The organism is Escherichia sp. E1V33, assembly GCF_004211955.1.
Taxonomy (GTDB): Bacteria; Pseudomonadota; Gammaproteobacteria; order Enterobacterales; family Enterobacteriaceae; genus Escherichia.
Map to the genome: position 1 here is coordinate 81,574 of NZ_RHJI01000021.1, position 20,170 is coordinate 101,743.

Genomic DNA, 20,170 nt, shown 5'->3' on the forward strand with positions numbered 1-20,170 from the left:
CCACGGAGTGTTATATGTCCCGAAAAGACCTTGCCAATGCGATTCGCGCGCTCAGTATGGATGCAGTGCAAAAAGCCAATTCTGGTCACCCCGGCGCGCCAATGGGTATGGCAGATATTGCCGAAGTGCTGTGGAACGATTTTCTCAAACATAACCCCACCGATCCGACCTGGTATGACCGCGACCGCTTTATTCTTTCCAACGGTCACGCCTCGATGTTGCTCTATAGTTTGCTACATCTGACTGGTTATGATTTACCGCTCGAAGAACTGAAAAATTTCCGTCAACTGCATTCGAAAACGCCAGGCCATCCAGAGATTGGCTATACGCCAGGCGTTGAAACCACCACGGGTCCTCTTGGGCAAGGGTTAGCGAACGCGGTTGGACTGGCGATAGCGGAACGCACGCTGGCAGCGCAGTTTAACCAGCCGGATCATGAGATTGTCGATCACTTCACCTATGTGTTTATGGGCGACGGCTGCCTGATGGAAGGTATCTCTCACGAAGTCTCTTCGCTGGCGGGAACGTTGGGACTCGGCAAGCTGATTGGCTTTTACGATCACAACGGTATTTCGATTGATGGTGAAACCGAAGGCTGGTTTACCGATGATACGGCAAAACGATTTGAAGCCTACCACTGGCATGTGATCCACGAGATCGACGGTCACGATCCGCAGGCGGTTAAGGAAGCAATCCTCGAAGCACAAAGCGTGAAAGATAAACCGTCGTTGATTATCTGCCGTACGGTGATTGGCTTTGGCTCGCCTAATAAAGCGGGTAAGGAAGAGGCCCACGGCGCACCGTTGGGTGAAGAAGAAGTGGCGCTGGCGCGGCAAAAACTGGGCTGGCATCATCCGCCATTTGAGATCCCAAAAGAGATTTATCACGCCTGGGATGCTCGCGAAAAAGGCGAAAAAGCGCAGCAGAGCTGGAATGAGAAGTTTGCCGCTTATAAAAAGGCCCATCCGCAACTTGCAGAAGAGTTTATCCGTCGGATGAGCGGTGGTTTGCCGAAGGACTGGGAGAAAATTACCCAAAAATATATCAATGAGTTGCAGTCGAATCCGGCCAAAATCGCTACCCGTAAAGCGTCGCAAAATACGCTTAACGCTTACGGGCCAATGCTGCCGGAACTGCTTGGCGGTTCGGCGGATCTGGCCCCAAGTAATCTCACTATCTGGAAAGGATCTGTGTCGCTGAAGGAAGATCCCGCAGGGAATTATATTCACTACGGGGTGCGTGAATTTGGCATGACCGCTATCGCCAACGGCATCGCGCACCACGGCGGCTTTGTGCCGTATACCGCGACGTTCCTGATGTTTGTTGAATACGCCCGTAACGCCGCGCGGATGGCGGCACTGATGAAAGCGCGGCAGATTATGGTTTATACCCACGACTCAATTGGTCTGGGCGAAGATGGCCCGACGCACCAGGCAGTGGAGCAACTGGCCAGTCTGCGCTTAACGCCGAATTTCAGCACCTGGCGACCGTGCGATCAGGTGGAAGCCGCCGTAGGCTGGAAGCTGGCGGTTGAGCGCCACAATGGGCCGACGGCGCTAATCCTCTCAAGGCAGAATCTGGCGCAGGTGGAACGTACGCCGGATCAGGTTAAAGAAATTGCCCGTGGTGGTTATGTGCTGAAAGACAGCGGCGGTAAGCCGGATATTATTTTGATTGCCACAGGGTCAGAGATGGAAATCACGCTACAGGCCGCAGAGAAACTGGCGGGAGAAGGGCGTAATGTACGCGTAGTTTCCCTGCCCTCGACCGATATTTTCGACGCCCAGGATGAAGAATATCGGGAGTCGGTGTTGCCTTCTAACGTTGCAGCTCGCGTGGCGGTGGAAGCGGGTATTGCCGATTACTGGTACAAATACGTCGGCCTGAAAGGGGCGATTGTCGGGATGACGGGTTACGGGGAATCTGCTCCGGCAGATAAGCTGTTCCCATTCTTTGGCTTTACCGCCGAGAATATTGTGGCAAAAGCGCATAAGGTGCTGGGGGTGAAAGGTGCCTGATGGTGCCAGGATGCTGCATGTTCCCCTCACCCTAACCCTCTCCCCAAAGGGGCGAGGGGACGGTCCGTGCGCTTTTCAGGGCCGCACCTGCGATTTTGTTTAACGCGTGATCCACAACGTGGGCCAGGCGTCTGGCCCATGCCAGTTATCGCAGGTCGGTTCTGCGGCGTAACGCACCAGGCGAAAACGCTGACCGTCAAAGCGCCAGCGCGCCTGAATACCACAATCGCTTAATCCGCGACCTTTCGCTAAGGTCACCAATTCACGCGTTTTTTCATCAAATGTCGCGTTCATCAGTTCCAGTTCATTCGTCTCCTGACCGTTGTTGAATGGCAAACGTAACCGCACCGGGCGCGAGGCCAGTGGCTTTTTACGCGACACAATCCACGCAAGATCAATGGTGTTATACGCGCCTGCTTCACAGCTAATCATCATTAATGCTTTATCATCGGTCAGCGCCGTAACGGTCACTTCACGACGCAACGGATCAAGCGAACAGCGCAGACCATTCATCCGCCAGTTACCGTAATCCAGCAAATCGTTACGTTCTTCACTAGAAAGCGGTGTCGGCGTCGGGTTCACCACGGCGACCTCTTTTAGCGCAGGCGCTGGCGGCACACTCAGCGGCGGCTCGTCCCCTTTTTTAATCCACGCGGTTTCACTGCCGACACGCTTTTGCTGGGCATCAATAAACAACAACGCTGCTTTTAATCCGGCCAGAGAAATAGTCTGATCGCCGTCACGTAAGGTGACGGCCTTCCCTTCCTGAATCATCTTTAAAAATGCAGTGATGGTCGCCGTATCATCGGTCACTAATAACCACGGTGAAATCCGCCATTTGTCCCCGCTTAACGCCAGCGGCTCACCATCTAACAGCAGTCGCGACGCTATCGCCTCTTCTGACGCACCCGGTGAATGCAATCCACCACGCTCGATACGTAAAACGGCGTCGGTATGCGCCCCGGCGCTGCGGCTTAGAGTCATCACCAGTCCATTATGATCGCCTGTGTTTCGCGCCACGCAGAAGTTTTGGTTATTACAGGTGACCTGCCAGTCGGAAAACGCCCGTTGCGCTGGTGCCGCCCACGCCAAAGACGTCGGCAACAAAGCGAAAAAAAAGAGAAGAAAAATGCGATAGCGCATGGACGGTACGACCCCAGAAGTTCAAACAAACAGCACAAGTCGTATCTTCGTTGCGCAGGTAGCGCGGCTCAATCGGATTTATCGGATTGAGCCAATAATAATCAACTAAATATTATTGTTATTTTTCAGTCCATTAAATGCGACGCTTGCAAATAGTTAAGTAATAACACCGTCTTACCGTCTCGTATCTCACCGGTTTTGATCATCTCCAGTGCCTGGCTGAACGGCAGCTCGAGCACTTCAATATCTTCATCTTCGACGCCGCCACCGGCGTTAGCGCGCTGATTGTCACTGTATTCAGCGATAAAAAAGTGGATTAGCTCAGTCACGCCGCCAGGCGACATATACAGTTCAAATAATTTGCGCACTTCGCCCACTTCATACCCTGTCTCTTCAATCGCTTCTTTTCGAATGCAGACTTCTGGTTCATCGTTGTCCAGCAGCCCGGCGCAGGTTTCAATCAGCTGCCCGCTTTCATTGCCATTAACCCACGTGGCGACGCGGAACTGGCGAATCAGTACTACGGTCTTTTTCTTCGCGTTGTACAGGAGGATTGTCGCGCCATTGCCGCGGTCGTAAACTTCACGTTTATGGCGGATAACTTCGCCATCTTTGCGGGTAAGATCGTAGGTAATGTTGTGCAGGGTGAAATAGTTATCGGAGAGAATTTTGTTTTTAATGAGGGTGATTTGTTGCGTCATACCGACTCCACAGCGCGAAATGAACGATTATCTTACGCTGTGAAGTCATGTTTGTCTGCGGAGGCTATCAGTGAGATTTGACTGATTTTACCCCCAGCCAGTCAATAATCCCCTGTGCCGCATGGCGGCCTTCGGCCATTGCGGTAACCACCAGATCCGCACCACGTACGGCATCGCCACCGGCGAAGATTTTCGGATTGGTGGTCTGGTACCGGTACTGGCTTTCCACATCCGCGATGATGCGGCCCCATTTGTCTACCGTTACACCGTGCGACTCCAGCCACGGCATACCATGGGGATTAAAGCCAAATGCCATGATCACCGCGTCAGCTGGCATGACAAATTCACTGCCTTCCACCGGTACTGGACGCCGACGCCCCTGGGCATCCGGCTCGCCAAGACGCGTACGCAGGAAACGAATCCCGCAAACGTGACCTTGTTCATTCAGCTCAAGCGCCACCGGCTGGACGTTAAATTCGAAGTTCACCCCTTCTTCACGGGCGTTCTTCACCTCTTTTTTCGAACCTGGCATGTTAGCTTCATCACGACGATAAGCGCAGGTGACGTTACTCGCGCCGTGGCGCAGCGCAGTGCGTACACAATCCATCGCGGTGTCGCCGCCGCCCAGTACCACGACGTTGAGTCCGGCGGTATTGATAAACGGCTCTTCCGGTAGCTCTTCGAGTCCCATCACCTGTTTAGTGTTGGCGATGAGGAACGGCAGCGCGTCATAAACGCCCGGCGCATCTTCATTGGGTAAACCCGCTTTCATGGAACGGTAAGTGCCTACGCCAACGAAGACCGCGTCGTATTGTTCCAAAAGCGAATCCAAAGAGACATCTTTACCCACTTCACAATTGAGTTCGAAGTGAATCCCCATTGCGCTGAAGATTTCCCGACGGCGTGCCAGCAGTGATTTATCCAGTTTGAAAGAAGGAATGCCGAAAGTGAGCAAGCCACCGATTTCTGGATGGCGATCGTACACCGTCACCGCCACGCCATTGCGGGTCAGAACATCCGCACAGGCCAGCCCTGCCGGACCCGCACCGATAATCGCCACCCGCTTGTCCACTTTGGTGACATGGCTTAAGTCAGGACGCCAGCCTTTCGCCAGCGCCTGATCCGAAATGTAGCGTTCAATGTTGCCGATAGTTACCGCGCCGTGCTCATCGCGAATGGTGCAGGCACCTTCGCACAGCCGGTCTTGCGGGCAAACGCGCCCGGTAATTTCAGGCAGGGTGTTGGTCTGGTGAGAAAGCTCAACGGCGGCGTCGATATCTCCGGCTTTCACCAGTTCAATCCACTGCGGAATATGGTTATGCAGCGGGCAGGTCCATTCACAAACGCTATGCTCGCCGCACTTCAGGCAGCGCGAGGCTTCCCGTTGTGCCTGGTCGGCACGAAACGGCAGATAAATTTCATCAAAGCCAGTTTTGCGTACCTCAATCGCCAGTTTATCCGGTTCGCCGCGCGCGGGGGTTGCCTGCATTTGTTCTACTTTACTGATGACTGGCATTTCTTGTGCCGGGACGCTCGCATGCCACGGTTGATGTTCCTGGCGCGCGGTGCGCAGGCGGCGGGATTTCGCCATGCCGGAGAGTGCGGAGTCGGTCACCAGTTGCAGCGCGTCCGCCGGACAATTCTCGACACAGGCAGGGCCGTTCTCTCGCCCTGCACACAGGTCACATTTATGCGCGGTGGCTTTCACTTTACCCACGGCGACAGGCGTCAGGACAATTTGCATAGTGCCAAACGGACAGGCCACCACGCAGGATTTACAGCCAATACACTTTTGCTGATTGACCTGAATGCTGTCATCAACGTGGCTGATCGCGCCATTAGGGCAGCTACGGGCGCAAGGCGCATCTTCACAATGGTGACAGGTCACTGCGCTACGTTGCTGCTGATGTTTGATAACCGTAATTCGGGGGTGGAAATGGTGCTGACTCAACACGTGTTGCTCATCATTGTGAGCCATCACACAGGCCACTTCACAAGCATGGCACCCCAGACATTGCTGACTGTTGGCCATAATAAAACGATTCATAACGACCTTCTTTTTTGGTTGTAAAAACCTTATTCTTTATATGAGTGTTGTTATTACCCGACTTACAGGGGAATCGGCAATGTTCATTTGCCCGGAACAAGTAACTATTTCGCTATAAACTGTGGCAGATCAAATAATCCCATCATTGACTAAATTGCGTTTCAGCGAACTGGAACATTAATGATTTTTTGTGGAGAAGACGCGTGTGATTGTTAAACGACCCGTCTCGGCCAGTCTGGCCCGGGCCTTTTTTTACATTGTGCTGCTGTCGATTCTTTCCACGGGTATCGCTCTGCTAACTCTGGCGAGCAGCTTGCGCGACGCTGAGGCTATCAATATTGCCGGATCGCTGCGTATGCAGAGTTACCGCCTGGGCTACGACTTGCAAAGTGGCAGTCCACAACTCAATGCACATCGCCAGCTGTTTCAGCAGGCACTGCATTCACGGGTATTAACCAATCTCAACGTCTGGTATGTACCAGAGGCAGTAAAAACTCGCTATGCGCATCTGAATGCCAACTGGCTGGAGATGAATAACCGACTCATTCAGGGCGACTTGCCGTGGTATCAGGCCAATATTAATAACTATGTTAATCAGATAGACCTGTTCGTGCTGGCTTTACAGCACTACGCTGAACGCAAAATGCTGCTGGTAGTGGCGATTTCGCTGGCTGGCGGTATTGGTATTTTCACGCTGGTCTTTTTTACTCTGCGCCGCATACGCCATCAGGTGGTTGCTCCGCTGAATCAACTGGTAACCGCCAGTCAACGTATTGAACACGGGCAGTTCGACTCGCCGCCGCTGGATACCAGCCTACCCAATGAACTGGGTCTGCTTGCAAAAACCTTTAACCAGATGTCGAGCGAGCTTCATAAGCTGTACCGCTCGCTGGAAGCGTCAGTAGAAGAAAAAACTCGCGATCTCCACGAAGCCAAGCGACGTCTGGAAGTTCTTTATCAGTGTTCGCAGGCGCTGAACACCAGCCAGATTGATGTGCATTGTTTCCGCCATATTTTGCAGATTGTTCGCGACAATGAAGCAGCTGAATATCTGGAGCTGAACGTTGGGGATAACTGGCGGATTAGCGAAGGGAAGCCAAACCCTGAGCTACCAATACAGATTTTACCGGTCACCATGCAAGAGACTGTTTACGGCGAGCTGCACTGGCAAAATAGCAACCTGTCGGCCTCTGAACCGCTACTTAACAGCGTTTCATCGATGCTGGGCCGTGGTTTGTACTTTAACCAGGCTCAGAAGCATTTCCAGCAGTTGTTGTTGATGGAAGAGCGCGCGACCATCGCCCGCGAATTGCACGACTCGCTGGCACAGGTACTTTCTTATTTACGTATCCAGTTGACGTTACTGAAACGTTCGATACCCGAAGATAACGCCACTGCACAAAGTATCATGGCCGATTTCTCCCAGGCGCTGAATGATGCTTATCGGCAGTTACGCGAGCTGTTAACCACTTTCCGACTGACGCTACAGCAGGCGGATCTTCCCTCTGCGCTGCGTGAAATGCTGGATACATTACAAAACCAAACCAGCGCCAAATTGTCGCTCGACTGCCGTCTGCCAACCCTGGCGCTGGATGCGCAGATGCAGGTACATTTGTTGCAAATTATTCGCGAAGCGGTGCTGAACGCCATGAAGCACGCCAACGCCAGCGAAATTGCCGTTAGCTGCGTCACCGCGCCGGATGGCAATCACACAGTCTATATTCGTGACAACGGTATTGGCATCGGTGAACCGAAGGAACCCGAAGGCCATTATGGTCTGAATATCATGCGAGAACGCGCGGAAAGATTGGGTGGGACGCTGACTTTTTCGCAACCTTCCGGCGGCGGCACGTTAGTGAGTATTAGCTTTCGCTCTGCGGAGAGCGAGGAAAGCCAGCAGATATGATGCCGCTTACTGTTCAATAAATACTGGCACTTTAGGTTCAGTATAAAAGGGTATGATAATTTACATTATCTCCTTTTTTTCTCCACGATTGGCTCGTACCTTGCCGCTACAGTGAAGCAAGGCATGCCCATAACGATACGCAGCAATACGAGGTCCTCTTTTAATGGCGAATTTCTTTATTGATCGCCCCATTTTTGCCTGGGTGCTGGCAATTCTGTTGTGTCTGACAGGAACCCTGGCCATTTTCTCTTTGCCCGTTGAACAGTACCCGGATCTCGCGCCACCGAATGTGCGAGTGACCGCTAACTATCCGGGCGCGTCGGCCCAGACACTGGAAAACACCGTGACCCAGGTTATCGAGCAGAATATGACTGGCCTCGATAACCTGATGTATATGTCATCACAAAGCAGCGGTACTGGACAGGCGTCGGTAACCCTCAGTTTTAAAGCTGGCACAGATCCGGACGAAGCAGTGCAACAGGTGCAGAACCAGTTGCAGTCGGCCATGCGTAAACTGCCGCAGGCGGTGCAAAATCAGGGTGTAACGGTGCGTAAAACCGGGGATACCAACATTCTGACCATTGCCTTCGTATCAACCGATGGTTCGATGGATAAACAGGATATCGCCGATTACGTTGCCAGTAATATTCAGGACCCGTTAAGCCGCGTGAACGGTGTTGGTGATATCGACGCTTACGGTTCACAATATTCGATGCGTATCTGGCTGGATCCGGCAAAACTAAACAGTTTCCAGATGACAGCCAAAGATGTCACTGACGCCATTGAGTCGCAGAACGCACAGATTGCGGTTGGGCAGCTTGGCGGCACGCCGTCTGTCGATAACCAGGCACTCAACGCCACCATTAACGCCCAATCACTGTTGCAAACACCAGAACAGTTCCGTGATATCACTCTGCGAGTGAATCAGGACGGTTCGGAAGTGAAACTGGGTGATGTCGCCACCGTCGAAATGGGTGCGGAGAAATACGATTATCTTAGCCGTTTCAACGGAAAACCAGCCTCGGGGCTGGGGGTAAAACTGGCCTCCGGCGCGAATGAAATGGCAACGGCAGAACTGGTGATCAACCGTCTGGATGAACTGGCGCAGTATTTCCCGCCCGGACTGGAGTACAAGGTGGCGTATGAAACCACCTCGTTTGTTAAGGCCTCCATTGAAGACGTAGTGAAAACTCTGCTAGAAGCTATTGCGCTGGTTTTCCTCGTTATGTATCTGTTCCTGCAAAACTTCCGCGCTACGCTGATTCCAACTATCGCCGTGCCGGTAGTGTTGATGGGAACCTTCTCGGTGCTTTATGCCTTCGGCTACAGCGTGAACACCTTAACCATGTTCGCGATGGTGCTGGCGATCGGCCTGCTGGTGGATGACGCCATCGTGGTGGTGGAAAACGTCGAACGAATTATGAGTGAGGAAGGACTCACTCCTCGCGAAGCCACACGTAAATCGATGGGGCAGATCCAGGGCGCACTGGTCGGGATTGCAATGGTGCTTTCTGCCGTATTTGTGCCAATGGCCTTCTTTGGCGGCACCACCGGGGCTATCTATCGCCAGTTCTCTATAACCATTGTTGCGGCAATGGTGCTGTCGGTTCTGGTGGCGATGATCCTGACTCCAGCATTGTGCGCAACACTACTTAAGCCATTGAAAAAAGGTGAACATCACGGGCAGAAAGGCTTTTTTGCCTGGTTTAACCAGATGTTCAACCGCAACGCCGAACGCTACGAAAAAGGGGTGGCGAAAATTCTCCACCGCAGCCTGCGCTGGATTTTGATTTACGTCCTGCTGTTAGGCGGCATGGTGTTCCTGTTTCTGCGTCTGCCGACGTCGTTCCTGCCTCTGGAAGACCGTGGCATGTTTACCACCTCGGTACAATTACCCAGCGGCTCGACTCAGCAACAGACCCTGAAAGTAGTGGAACAGATCGAGAAATATTACTTCACCCATGAGAAAGACAACATCATGTCGGTGTTTGCCACTGTAGGTTCTGGCCCTGGAGGAAACGGGCAAAACGTGGCACGAATGTTTGTCCGCCTGAAAGACTGGAGCGAACGCGACAGTAAAACAGGCACTTCGTTTGCCATTATCGAACGTGCAACGAAAGCATTTAATAAAATCAAAGAAGCTCGCGTTATCGCCAGTAGCCCGCCAGCTATCAGCGGCCTTGGCAGTTCCGCTGGATTTGATATGGAGCTGCAGGACCACGCTGGGGCGGGTCACGATGCGCTGATGGCCGCGCGTAATCAGCTGCTGGCGCTCGCGGCGGAAAACCCGGAGCTAACCCGTGTGCGCCATAACGGCCTCGACGACAGTCCGCAGTTGCAGATTGATATCGACCAGCGTAAAGCTCAGGCGCTGGGCGTTGCCATTGACGATATTAACGACACGCTGCAAACCGCGTGGGGGTCAAGCTATGTGAATGACTTTATGGATCGCGGTCGCGTGAAGAAAGTCTATGTGCAGGCTGCCGCGCCGTATCGCATGCTGCCAGATGACATCAACTTGTGGTATGTACGTAACAAAGACGGCGGCATGGTGCCTTTCTCCGCCTTCGCGACCTCTCGCTGGGAGACTGGCTCGCCGCGTCTGGAACGCTATAACGGCTATTCTGCGGTAGAAATTGTCGGGGAAGCCGCTCCGGGCGTCAGTACGGGTACAGCGATGGATATTATGGAATCGTTGGTGAAGCAGTTGCCGAACGGCTTTGGACTGGAGTGGACAGCGATGTCGTACCAGGAACGACTTTCCGGTGCGCAGGCTCCGGCGCTGTATGCCATTTCATTGCTGGTGGTATTCCTGTGTCTGGCGGCGTTGTATGAAAGCTGGTCGGTGCCGTTCTCGGTAATGCTGGTTGTACCGCTGGGGGTTATCGGCGCGCTACTGGCAACCTGGATGCGCGGGCTGGAAAACGATGTTTACTTCCAGGTGGGCCTGTTAACGGTCATTGGTTTATCGGCGAAAAACGCTATCCTGATTGTTGAGTTTGCCAACGAGATGAATCAAAAAGGCCACGATCTGTTTGAAGCGACGCTCTACGCCTGCCGTCAGCGTTTACGCCCAATTCTGATGACATCGCTGGCATTTATCTTCGGCGTACTGCCAATGGCAATCAGCAACGGTGCCGGTTCCGGCGGTCAACACGCAGTCGGTACTGGCGTAATGGGTGGGATGATTTCTGCCACCATTCTCGCGATTTACTTCGTGCCACTATTCTTTGTGCTGGTGCGTCGTCGCTTCCCACTGAAGCCTCGACCAGAATAAGCAATAAAAAAGGCGACATACGTATATGTCGCCTTTTTCAACTGTCTGATAAAGAACCTGACGTCAGGTTCTTTCATTTCCTGTTCTGGAAATTACTTACGAAGCATAACTTCGATAAAGTCTTTCCAGTTCCCCAGTTCACGTTCAATCATAACAACCTCTCTTATAATTATGGGTATTCTACGGAAACAATATACCGTGGTGAAGCTAATTTATTCGATTGCTGTGATTACTACCTCCGGGGCAAAGCCTACATAAATACTATGGCCCTGTGACAGGGATTTTTATGTGATGAACAGCAACATTTCGACATATTCATACGGATTCTAATACTGAATTAATTTTGTTGAAAATACAAAAATATACCAAGGAGAACATTCTTAATAATTGCATTAAAATTGTTCACAACCATTTAATAATTGTTAAGTTAAATACCTTAATAATGTTATATTACCTGATAATCATTTGCGGGAAAAATGTATTGACCGTTAAATGATTAGTTATTCTTAATAATCGCAAAAGGATTCACTATGGTTACCCTTTACGGTATCAAAAATTGTGACACCATAAAAAAAGCACGCCGTTGGCTGGAAACCAATAACATCGACTTTCGCTTTCACGATTACCGTGTTGATGGCCTGAACAGTGAATTGTTGAACACCTTTATCAATGAATTAGGCTGGCAAGCGTTACTTAACACCCGTGGCACTACCTGGCGCAAACTGGACGAAGCCACCCGCAACAACATCACCGATGCGGCCTCCGCTATGATATTAATGACTGAAATGCCTGCAATCATCAAACGCCCATTGCTCTGTGCGCCAGGGAAGCCTATGCTGCTGGGTTTCAGTGAATCCAGTTATCAGCAATTTTTCCATGAGGTGTAGTCTATGTCGTGTCCGGTTATTGAGCTGACACAGCAGCTTATTCGCCGCCCATCCTTAAGTCCTGATGATGCAGGATGTCAGGCAATCATGATCGACCGTCTGCAGGCAATCGGTTTTACCATTGAACGCATGGATTTTGCGGATACGCAGAATTTTTGGGCGTGGCGTGGGCAAGGAGAAACATTGGCCTTTGCCGGACATACTGACGTAGTCCCCCCTGGCGATGCCGACCGTTGGATCAACCCACCATTTGAGCCGACCATTCGCGATGGCATGTTGTTCGGGCGTGGCGCAGCTGATATGAAAGGCTCGCTGGCGGCAATGGTGGTGGCAGCAGAACGTTTTGTCGCACAACATCCAAACCATAAAGGCCGACTGGCGTTTCTGATCACCTCAGACGAAGAAGCCAGCGCCCATAATGGCACGGTCAAAGTAGTCGAAGCTTTAATGGCGCGTAATGAACGGCTGGATTACTGCCTGGTCGGTGAGCCGTCAAGTATCGAAGTGGTTGGCGATGTAGTGAAAAATGGTCGTCGCGGATCGTTAACCTGTAATCTCACCATTCATGGCGTGCAGGGGCATGTGGCCTATCCGCATCTGGCAGATAACCCGGTACATCGTGCTGCGCCATTCCTCAATGAGTTAGTGGCTATTGAATGGGATCAGGGGAATGAATTTTTCCCGGCAACCAGTATGCAGATTGCCAATATTCAAGCGGGAACCGGCAGTAACAATGTTATTCCGGGTGAACTGTTTGTGCAGTTTAACTTCCGTTTCAGTACTGAATTGACCGACGAAATGATCAAAGCGCAGGTGCTTGCCTTGCTGGAGAAATATCAGCTGCGCTACACCGTCGACTGGTGGCTTTCTGGTCAGCCATTTTTGACAGCGCGCGGTAAACTGGTGGATGCGGTGGTTAACGCCGTTGAGCACTATAATGAAATTAAACCGCAGCTACTGACTACAGGCGGAACGTCCGACGGGCGCTTTATTGCTCGCATGGGGGCGCAGGTAGTGGAACTCGGGCCGGTCAATGCTACCATTCATAAAATTAATGAATGTGTGAATGCTGCCGACCTGCAGCTACTTGCCCGTATGTATCAACGTATCATGGAACAGCTCGTCGCCTGATGAGTCGTTCTGTAAGAGGAAATAAGCATGGACTGGCTGGCTAAATATTGGTGGATTCTGGTGATTGTCTTTTTGGTGGGCGTCCTGCTGAACGTGATTAAAGATCTCAAGCGCGTCGACCATAAGAAATTTCTCGCCAACAAGCCGGAGCTTCCCCCGCATCGTGATTTCAACGATAAGTGGGACGATGATGACGACTGGCCGAAGAAGGATCAACCGAAGAAGTAAGCTGGGCGCTCAACCGCAGGCCGGATAAGGCGTTCACGCCGCATCCGGCAATGGTGAACGATGCCTGATGCGACGCTCACGCGTCTTATCAGGCCTACGCGGCTGTTATTACATCATTTCAATCACATCATCATCGCCAGGCTTACCGCCGCTTAGCGCTTCGTCGAAATAATGTTTCGGAATGGTATAACGCAAGTGATCCAGGGCAAATTGCATACTGCGATTGTCGATCGCATGGCCTAAATCCTCCACGATATCCAGCGTCACGTCACCACCGGCACTGATTAACGCTTCCTGCGCCGCAACTGCATGCGCCAGATCGATAACCGGATCTTCACCGCCATGAATCAGGTGAATTGTCGTGGCTGTAGACGCGGTTTCCGGCAGGCTCGCATAGCGTCCGTTAAAGGCAATGACGCGTGAGGCAAGGCCCGGTTCGGCTTTAATGCTCTCCAGCGCCATAATCGCGCCTTGTGAGAAACCGATTAGCGCCGTGGCGTTAGCCGCTACTCCGCTCTGTTTCTGCCAGTAGCGCACCGTCTCAATAAAGGTCGGCATGATGGCATCCACGCGCGCCTGGCGGTTTTCTTCCGTTATGCCCTGCACCGAAAACCACTGGCGCCCCGCCGGATTACCGCTCGGCTCCGCGCCACCGACACTCACCACCAGCGCATCCGGGAATAGCGGTGCAAACCAACTGCCGATCTCCCCCATCGCTACCGGGTTATCGCCGACACCGTGAAAAAGCAGTAACAACTGTTGCGCAGGTTTATCCGGGCTTTGAACAACAAAATGGTCATGTTTCATGGCGAACTCCTTAACTGATGTCATTAATTTTACGCCGCTGACTCACAATGACCATGAGATAAAATTGAAGGAGTCAGTGAAAAAATTGCCATTGCGTTATGCGATCGCGCAGGCGTTCAGCACGGGCATCATCAAGTGCGAATAGCGCCTGTGCCGCCTCTTCACGCTGACGGGCCAACAGCGCCTTACGACCCGAAAGTTTAAGTGTGGTACATAACTGCGCGTCGCTGACGTTTTTCTGCAAGCGCCCACGCAGCGCTGGTAATGTCAGTTCACTGATTTGCAGCAGACGCATTAAACAGCCTAACGACGTTAAAAGCGGACGATGAGCGAAAGCAAAACCAGCCAGTTCCAGCCAGTCGCCATCAGTAACCACGACATCGTTAAGCGGATCGACTGGAATAGTTTCGCCATTCCACTGCGCGAGAATTTGCGCATCGCGGCGTAAACGAAAATGCTCACGTTCTGCCAGTTGCTTACCCGCTTCACTAATCGGTAACAACGCCATCGCCGTGTAACAGCCGCTACTGGCTTCGCGATGATTGCCCATCCGCACCAACACAAATCCGCATCGTTGCCAGAAACGCCATAATTCCTCGGTGTAGCCAAAGCTGACCGAAAGGTAGTCGAGGCCATGCGTATATTGCAAAGCGCTGGCAATAAGCTGTTGCCCAATGCCTTCGCGCTGACGCGCCGGATGGACTGCAATCCGGCTGACACGTCGCCCGTACAACGTCGCCGCCAGTGGATTGCCACCATGTGCCGCCAACGACTGTGCCACCAGATTGCCCCGTGGGCGACGATAACCCGCCCATACCGCCTGACTGAGTTCTTCCGGTAGCCCGCCCTCATCCACCAGCCACAGCGCCCCGGCGATCTCGTTTTCGCAAGCCGCCTGTAAAAAATGTTGCCCTGGTGCATCCATCATCCGGCGTAAATCCAGCGGTGATGTCCGGTAATGCGCACCAGACAATAGCTGATATACCTTTAACGGTGTATCCGGATCGCTTCGCCATAAGGCCTGTTCAAAAGCGGAAATGACGATGTCACCTTGTGGTTCGGGAGTGAAGTTTTCGTCGTCAAAAACCAGTGCTTCACTGACTATTTTTTCCAGTGGACAGCCCTGCGCCCAGCGGATCGGCTGTTGCAATTCAAAACGGTGAAGACGCGGAAAACGAGCGCAAAATTTCAGCAAGAATCCTCGTCCGGTGCCTTCATAGCCCTGTACCGTTGTAGTTAACAAGGTACGTGAGAAACGCGATACCAGCTGATGCAACAGTGGAGCAGGAATAGCTGCTGCTTCGTCAACCACCAGCCAGTCGGCTTTTTCATCACTGGCTAATAAGGCATCTGGCGCCACAAAGCGATACTTCTCGCCCGCAAACTGCGCCAGCACATCCGTTGCAGCCTTCGCAGGTGCTGTAACAATCGCACTGCCAGCAATACGAGAAATGAGTTGCCCCGCCAGCGCCGACTTACCGCGCCCGCGCGCAGCAGTTACCGCTGTCACGCCCGGCGGCATGGTCAGCAGTTGCTGTAATATGTGCTGTTGTTCTGATTGCGGCTCGCCAGTAGCAGGGCGCCAGTCTGAACGAGGAGCAAAATGAGCCAACTTGAACGGCTGATTTTGTCGCCAGAGGATAGCGTTGTTATCTGCCGCAAGTACACGTTTGAGATGTTGGACAAAATGCGGAGTCGCGACAGGACCAGGGCAATCACTCCAGCGCAGCGAATCGACATCAGGATGGTTTTCCCATTCTTCCCATGCGGGGAACAACACCACCAGCCAGCTTCCCGCTTTCAGCGTTCCGCTAAGTGCCGCAAAAGCGGCGGCATCAAAGCCCTGGCGGGCGTCGAATACCGCATGCTGAAACTCGCGCCCAAGTAACGTTTGCAGTGCTGATGGCGTACAGTGGTTTTCAGAAGCTGGCTGTGGCGAAACCCACAGCCAATCGCCCGGTAAGACGTCACGCAACTTAAGCGCATGATCACCGCACCAGCTTCCTTCGCCGCTCAACACCAACAAGCGGCGAATCCCTTCGCGTTTCATTTGCGCTGTTAATGTGTAAAGCGCAGTCAGTTCAGCCATCCCTGCCCCGGAAGTTAAATGCTTTTACCGAAAGTATTGCATTGTGCCGGATCGCCGCTGTCGAAACCACGTTTAAACCAGCTGTAGCGTTGCTGAGATGTACCATGGGTAAAGCTGTCTGGCACCACCTGTCCCTGACTTTGCTGTTGTAAACGGTCATCGCCGATGGCCTGCGCCGCGTTCAGCGCCTCTTCCAGATCGCCGGTTTCCAGAACGCCTTGCTGCTGCATGCTATGCCCCCAGACACCGGCAAAGCAGTCGGCCTGGAGTTCCATACGCACAGATAAGCGGTTGACTTCCGCTTGCGTCGCGTTTTGTTGCAGCTGACGGACTTTCGGCTCGATACCTAACAGTTTCTGCACGTGATGACCGACTTCATGGGCAATCACGTACCCTTGAGCAAAATCACCATCCGCGCCCAGTTTGTCTTTCATGTCATCATAGAAGGAGAGATCGATATAGACCGTGCCATCCGCCGGGCAATAAAACGGTCCCATAATGGACTGCCCCGCCCCGCAACCGGTGCGAGTCATTCCACGATACATCACCAGCTTCGGCTGCTGATAGGTCTTACCCATCTTCTCGAATTGCTGTCCCCAGGTGTCTTCCGTGGTTGCCAGAATCACCGAAGTGAATTTTGCCGCTTCGTCTTCATTTGGGCTAATTGAACGCGTTGATTGCTGTTGTGAAATGGGCTGTCCGGTCATCAATCCAGTTAAATCAACACCATAGTAGCCAGCGACCAACACAACCACTAATAAAATTAACCCACCTTTACCGGTTGGTAAGCGAAAACCGGGACCGCCCATTGACGGACCACCGGAGCTGTTTCGCCTGTCTTCAACATTGTCACTTTCACGACGCCCTTGCCAGCGCATAGATACCTCAACAATATATTCATTATAGGAATGATCGTAGGTGGTTCAGAGGAAGATTACCACAGGAAAGCGGGAGGAAATGATGGAGGAATGAGCGTTCAATTCATGTCTAACAAGAGCTGTCATCTTGCCGTGCCAGCAGCACGGCAAGATGGTGAACAGAAAAATCAGTCCAGCTGAACACCCAGACGGCGGGCGACGGCTTCATAGGCTTCGATCAAGCCACCGAGGCTCTGGCGGAAACGGTCTTTGTCCATTTTCTCCAGCGTTTCTTTGTCCCAAAGGCGGCTACCGTCCGGGGAGAACTCGTCGCCCAGTACCACTTCGCCTTTGTACAGACCAAACTCCAGCTTGAAATCGACCAGAATCAGACCGGCATCGTCGAACAGTTTTTTCAGCACGTCGTTCGCTTTGTAGGTCAGCTCTTTCATGCGTGCCAGGTTCTCTTTGCTTACCCAGCCAAAGGTTTCGCAGTAAGATTCGTTGACCATCGGATCGTGCATGGCGTCGTTTTTCAGGAACAGATCGAACAGCGGCGGGTTCAGCTCAATACCTTCTTCGATTCCAAGACGTTTCACCAGAGAGCCAGCAGCACGGTTACGCACGACACACTCAACCGGCACCATATCCAGTTTTTTCACCAGACATTCGGTATCAGAGAGCAGACGCTCCATTTGAGTCGGGATACCCGCTTCAGCCAGTTTGCTCATAATGAAGTAGTTGAACTTGTTGTTCACCATACCTTTACGATCAAACTGCTCAATGCGCGCGCCATCCCCTGCTGACGTATCATTGCGGAATTCGAGCACCAACAGGTCCGGGTTTTCCGTGCTGTATACGGTTTTCGCTTTACCACGATACAACTCAGCTTGCTTTTGCATCTTTATCACTCCTGGGTGTGAATTAACGTTTTAAAATCTTTTGCTGTCTGGTGTGCCTGTCGTTTTGCCGGATGCGCCGTGAACGCCTTAACCGACCTACGCTGACAAACAAATTTCGTGCGAATTAACGCTAAAATCGCGTTTTTCTGCTGACGCACACGTTTGCGTATCATATCAGAAAAAAGGGCCGGATGACTCCAGCCCTGTATTTTTACTTGCTAAACGCAGCCTGGAAGACAGATACCAGTGCGTCGTTTTGGCTTTGTGTCAGCGTATGACCTTTTGGATCAATAAACTGTAAGCTGCTGCGGTTATCTAAATCGCCAACCTGCAGTTTGTAGTCGCCGGATGCCAGTTCAGGATCTCGGGCGCCCAGTTCCTGCCAGTCGCTGTCAGACAGTGGCTTGTAAGTTACGGCCATGCTGCCCTGTGAACGAGTGCTGTCGGTCACTTTCATGCCCACTTTTTCCAGCGCTGCAGGCAGACGTTGCCATACTACGTTGAACGGACCACGCACGACCAGCATCGGTAAACCAGTGTCGTCAGCGGCGCTTTGTACATCCATTGTTGTGGAAGCACGATTTTGCGCCGCATTAGCCGCGTCGGTGACGGATTTATCCAGACCAGCGGAAATGACGTTCATCATCTCAGCGCTGTAACGCTGCATAGACGCTGCATCTGCAACCGGCTTGCCGGCCTGCTCCAGGTTCAGCAATTTCACCGTTACCGCCTGCTGATAACCCTGCGGTTTAACAGAGATTTGATAACGACCACGATACTGCTCGTCTTCGTCCAGACGGTTCCATTGTACCCAATCAGTGGTCAGCGTCTGACCGGCATCATCGCGTTGGGTAATGGTATAGTTTTTCGCCTGCAGAACGCTAACGACCTGTGGCCACAACGTTGCACCACGACCATTTTCCACCAGCAGCGAAGCGGTATCACCCGTGAACTGAGTACGCGCGCCTGAAACCAGTGCCAGCGGCTGCGCTGGCGGACGAATATCTAACGCTTTACCAACTGCGCCACTACCGTTAGTTACCGGAATCGCATAGTCGCCGGAGGTCACCGGCAAAATCATTCCTGCCGGGGCGTGAAGTTCTGCAAGCGGTGCCGCTTCCAGGTAGGCTTCATCGCCGCTCACCTGACGCTTATAACGTGAGTCCGAACTACAGGCTGCGAGTAAAAGAACAAGCGAAACACCCGCAACCTTTGCCAGGCGCGACTTTTGTACAGAGTAAGCCATCAAATCTCCCTAAACTTTACAGCAAACCGGCATGCTTAAGCGCCGCTCTGACCGTCTCACGACCACTGTCGGTGATTGGCGTCATTGGCAGGCGCAGCGTATCGGTCGCCACAAGACCCAGTTCCTTACATGCCCATTTCACCGGGATTGGATTGGGTTCGACAAATAGTTTGTTGTGTAATGGCATCAGACGCTGATTAATAACGCGTGCCTCGGCAAAATGCCCTTCTGCCGCCAGTTTGCACATCTGGGCCATATCTCGCGCTGCGACGTTAGCCGTAACGGAAATTACGCCATGACCGCCTAACTGCATGAAGTCCAGCGCGCTCGCATCATCGCCGCTCAGCAGAACAAAATCGTCTGTAACCAGCTCTTTGATCTGGTTTACCCGCGTTAAGTTCCCTGTTGCTTCTTTGATTCCGACAATATTTTTCACTTTCGCCAGACGGCCCACCGTTTCTGGTAGCAGATCGCAGCCAGTACGGGACGGCACATTATACAGAATTTGCGGCAGGTCAGTATGTTCAGCGATGGCTTTGAAATGCTGATACAGGCCTTCCTGCGACGGACGGTTGTAGTAAGGGGTCACCGTCAGGCAGCCGACGATACCGCTGTTATTGAAACGCTGCGTCAGGCTAATGGCTTCTGCGGTAGCGTTAGCGCCGGTTCCAGCAATCACCGGAATGCGCCCGTCAGCCAGCTCCAGCGTCATCATCACCACATCGCCATGCTCGTCATGGTTCAGGGTGGCAGACTCGCCAGTAGTGCCAACAGAAACGATCGCCGAAGTACCGCTGGCGACATGATAATCAATCAGTTTTTTTAAGCTAGCCCGACAGACATTACCTTTTTCATCCATCGGAGTAACAATCGCGACAATACTTCCCGTGAACATGGGCCATCCTCTGTGCAAACAAGTGTCTCAATGGTA

16 protein-coding genes are annotated in these 20,170 nt (G+C 52.4%); 6 read left to right on the plus strand and 10 right to left on the minus strand.

Going from position 1 to position 20,170, the window contains the following annotated elements; translation table 11 throughout:
• Positions 1-14: 14 nt before the first annotated feature.
• Positions 15-2,018 (plus strand): transketolase, encoded by a 2,004-nt coding sequence (gene tkt / locus D9742_RS18965; RefSeq protein ID WP_130237887.1) that lies wholly within the window; start codon positions 15-17, stop codon positions 2,016-2,018.
• Positions 2,019-2,117: 99 nt separating this feature from the next.
• Here tkt and D9742_RS18970 read toward each other — a convergent pair whose 3' ends face one another.
• The 3 genes from D9742_RS18970 to aegA form a co-directional block, all read right to left on the minus strand.
• Positions 2,118-3,161: a DUF1176 domain-containing protein gene (locus D9742_RS18970; protein ID WP_130237888.1), complete on the minus strand. Its 1,044-nt coding sequence runs from the start codon at positions 3,159-3,161 to the stop codon at positions 2,118-2,120.
• A gap of 125 nt (positions 3,162-3,286) precedes the next feature.
• Positions 3,287-3,862, minus strand: coding sequence for a GDP-mannose pyrophosphatase NudK (gene nudK / locus D9742_RS18975; RefSeq protein ID WP_130237889.1), 576 nt, complete (start codon positions 3,860-3,862; stop codon positions 3,287-3,289).
• A 67-nt stretch (positions 3,863-3,929) separates the two neighbouring features.
• Positions 3,930-5,909 carry a formate-dependent uric acid utilization protein AegA gene (gene aegA / locus D9742_RS18980; RefSeq protein ID WP_130237890.1) on the minus strand — a complete coding sequence of 660 codons (1,980 nt, stop codon included), beginning with the start codon at positions 5,907-5,909 and terminating at the stop codon, positions 3,930-3,932.
• Between the two features lie 205 nt (positions 5,910-6,114).
• On the opposite strand from aegA, the gene narQ reads away from it, so the two are divergent.
• Both narQ and acrD read left to right on the plus strand, forming a co-directional pair.
• Positions 6,115-7,815, plus strand: coding sequence for a nitrate/nitrite two-component system sensor histidine kinase NarQ (narQ, locus tag D9742_RS18985; protein ID WP_130237891.1), 1,701 nt, complete (start codon positions 6,115-6,117; stop codon positions 7,813-7,815).
• A gap of 163 nt (positions 7,816-7,978) precedes the next feature.
• Positions 7,979-11,092, plus strand: a complete 3,114-nt coding sequence (acrD, locus tag D9742_RS18990; protein ID WP_130237892.1) for a multidrug efflux RND transporter permease AcrD — start codon at positions 7,979-7,981, stop codon at positions 11,090-11,092.
• 92 nt (positions 11,093-11,184) lie between these two features.
• Here acrD and ypfM read toward each other — a convergent pair whose 3' ends face one another.
• Complete coding sequence (gene ypfM, locus D9742_RS18995; protein WP_001386977.1) at positions 11,185-11,244, minus strand: protein YpfM; 60 nt, start codon at positions 11,242-11,244, stop codon at positions 11,185-11,187.
• A gap of 378 nt (positions 11,245-11,622) precedes the next feature.
• Between ypfM and D9742_RS19000 the strand changes: the two genes are divergently transcribed.
• The 3 genes from D9742_RS19000 to D9742_RS19010 are packed head-to-tail and all read left to right on the plus strand — an operon-like array spanning position 11,623 to position 13,338.
• Positions 11,623-11,979: an ArsC family reductase gene (locus D9742_RS19000; protein WP_130237893.1), complete on the plus strand. Its 357-nt coding sequence runs from the start codon at positions 11,623-11,625 to the stop codon at positions 11,977-11,979.
• Positions 11,980-11,982: 3 nt separating this feature from the next.
• A complete protein-coding gene (dapE, locus tag D9742_RS19005) occupies positions 11,983-13,110 on the plus strand; it encodes a succinyl-diaminopimelate desuccinylase (RefSeq protein WP_130214573.1) in 1,128 nt (375 codons plus the stop codon).
• 27 nt (positions 13,111-13,137) lie between these two features.
• Complete coding sequence (locus tag D9742_RS19010; RefSeq protein ID WP_000383836.1) at positions 13,138-13,338, plus strand: YpfN family protein; 201 nt, start codon at positions 13,138-13,140, stop codon at positions 13,336-13,338.
• 108 nt (positions 13,339-13,446) lie between these two features.
• Here the strand turns inward: D9742_RS19010 and ypfH are convergent, their stop codons facing one another.
• The 6 genes from ypfH to dapA all read right to left on the minus strand — a co-directional run bounded on the left by ypfH (position 13,447) and on the right by dapA (position 20,134).
• A complete protein-coding gene (ypfH, locus tag D9742_RS19015) occupies positions 13,447-14,145 on the minus strand; it encodes an esterase (RefSeq protein WP_130237894.1) in 699 nt (232 codons plus the stop codon).
• Between the two features lie 73 nt (positions 14,146-14,218).
• The gene (tmcA, locus tag D9742_RS19020) at positions 14,219-16,234 is read right to left on the minus strand and encodes a tRNA cytosine(34) acetyltransferase TmcA (protein ID WP_130237895.1); all 2,016 of its coding nucleotides are present in this window, start codon (positions 16,232-16,234) and stop codon (positions 14,219-14,221) included.
• A 14-nt stretch (positions 16,235-16,248) separates the two neighbouring features.
• The gene (locus tag D9742_RS19025) at positions 16,249-17,112 is read right to left on the minus strand and encodes a neutral zinc metallopeptidase (RefSeq protein WP_130237896.1); all 864 of its coding nucleotides are present in this window, start codon (positions 17,110-17,112) and stop codon (positions 16,249-16,251) included.
• Between the two features lie 167 nt (positions 17,113-17,279).
• Positions 17,280-17,993 carry a phosphoribosylaminoimidazolesuccinocarboxamide synthase gene (gene purC, locus D9742_RS19030; RefSeq protein WP_001295467.1) on the minus strand — a complete coding sequence of 238 codons (714 nt, stop codon included), beginning with the start codon at positions 17,991-17,993 and terminating at the stop codon, positions 17,280-17,282.
• A gap of 211 nt (positions 17,994-18,204) precedes the next feature.
• Positions 18,205-19,239 carry an outer membrane protein assembly factor BamC gene (gene bamC, locus D9742_RS19035; protein ID WP_130237897.1) on the minus strand — a complete coding sequence of 345 codons (1,035 nt, stop codon included), beginning with the start codon at positions 19,237-19,239 and terminating at the stop codon, positions 18,205-18,207.
• A gap of 16 nt (positions 19,240-19,255) precedes the next feature.
• Complete coding sequence (gene dapA / locus D9742_RS19040; RefSeq protein ID WP_130237898.1) at positions 19,256-20,134, minus strand: 4-hydroxy-tetrahydrodipicolinate synthase; 879 nt, start codon at positions 20,132-20,134, stop codon at positions 19,256-19,258.
• Positions 20,135-20,170: the final 36 nt, after the last annotated feature.